Raw genomic sequence first — 1,725 nt, 5'->3', positions numbered from 1 at the left:
ACCAGGCCCACACCCTCCGCCCACGCCGTGCCGTCCGCACCCGCCGCGAACGACTTGCACCGCCCGTCCGCAGCAAGACCCCGCTGCCGCGAGAACTCGATGAAGCTGCCCGGTGTGGCCATCACGGCGACGCCGCCGGCCAGGGCCAGCGAGCACTCACCGTTACGCAGGGCCTGCATCGCGGAGTGCATCGCCACCAACGACGACGAACACGCCGTGTCCACCGTCACCGCGGGTCCCTCGAAACCGAAGGTGTACGCCACCCGACCCGAGACGATGCTTCCGGCGGCCACGGCCGCCTCGTAGTCGTGGTACATCAAGCCGGCGAAGACGCCCGTGCGGCTGCCCTTCAACGACGCCGGATCGATCCCCGCCCGCTCCAGCACCTCCCACGACGTCTCCAACAGCAACCGCTGCTGCGGATCCATCGCCAATGCCTCACGCGGACTGATACCGAAGAACGCGGGGTCGAACTCCCCGGCGTCGTGCAGGAAGCCGCCTTCCCGAACGTAGGACTTGCCGGCCAGGCCGGGGGTGGGGTCGTACATCCCGTCGACGTCCCAGCCCCGGTCCACGGGAAACGGCGTGATGCCGTCGCGTTCCTCGGCCACCAGACGCCACAGGTCCTCCGGCGAGGAGACGCCACCGGGCAGTCGGCACGCGGCCGACACGATCGCGATCGGCTCGGACGAGGCCGCAAGGACCCGGTCGCGCTCCTCCTTGAGTTGCTCGTTCTCCACGAGCGAGGCGCGCAGTGCCGCGACGAGCTTGTCCTCGGACACAGACATTCTTGAGTTCCTCCGTAGGCCGCAGACGGGCTCAGTTGGTGGTGTTGCCCATCGCGCGTTCGATGAGGTCGGCGACGTCCATGTCGGCGATCAGGCTTGCGGCGCTCTGCCGTGCCTCCGAGGAGGCGGGAGTGGCCCCGCCGGGATCCGCGGCACCGGGTGAAGCGGCCACGAGACGCAGCAACTGCTCGAGCACGCCCAGCTCCTGGAGCCGTTCGAGGGGCACGGCGGCGAGCGCCTTGCGCAGCCCCGCCTCGTCCACGTCGGCGAGCTGCACTGTTCCGCTTGCGGCGTCCGGGATCAGCTCCGCACGCAGGTGCTCGGTGATCGCGACGGGTGACGGGTAGTCGAAGATCAGCGTGGCCGGCAACGGGATGCCCGCCGCCCTCATCAGCCGGTTACGCAGCTCGACCGCGGTGAGCGAGTCGAAGCCCATCTCGCCGAAGGCCTGTCCCGGAATGATGGTCTCGGCATCGGTGTGTCCCAGCACCACGGCGACTTCGTCGCGGACCAGGTCGAGCAGCATCTCCGTCTGCTCCTCCGCCGGGAGCCCGGCCAGCCGGTCCGAGAGGGAGACGGCGGCAGCAGGTCCGCCCGCAGCCGCGGTACGCCGGGGTCGGCGCACCAATCCCCGCAACATGGAAGCCGGTCGGCCGGCTCCCGCCTGTGCTGCGGACAGTGCGGTGAAGTCGAACTTGACCGGTATCAGCGCCGGTTCCCCGGCACCGAGGCCGGCGTCGAACAACGCCATCCCCTCCTCGACGGACAACGGACGGATACCGCTTCGTCGCATGCGTGCCTGATTCGTCCGGTCGAGAGCGCCGGCCATGCCTTCGCCGTCACCCCACAGGCCCCAGGCCAGCGACACAGCCGGCAGCCCCTGCGCACGGCGCCACTGAGCGAACGCGTCCAGGAACGCGTTCGCCGCCGAATAATT

Annotated in this window: 2 protein-coding genes; both read right to left on the bottom strand. The window is 69.9% G+C overall.

Annotated features, from left to right (window positions below):
* Nucleotides 1–782, bottom strand: a 782-nt coding sequence (locus IE239_RS41325) for a beta-ketoacyl synthase N-terminal-like domain-containing protein (protein WP_229878824.1), incomplete at its 3' end; no start/stop codon positions are given.
* Nucleotides 783–819: 37 nt separating this feature from the next.
* The coding region (locus IE239_RS41320) for a beta-ketoacyl reductase (protein WP_190154583.1) at nucleotides 820–1,725 on the bottom strand (906 nt) is incomplete at its 5' end.

Origin of the sequence: Streptomyces humidus, from assembly GCF_014649655.1 — a bacterium.
Classification (GTDB): Bacteria; Actinomycetota; Actinomycetes; order Streptomycetales; family Streptomycetaceae; genus Streptomyces; species Streptomyces humidus.
Note: the sequence above shows the minus strand (reverse complement) of the source record. Positions and strands in the feature narration are given on the sequence as shown.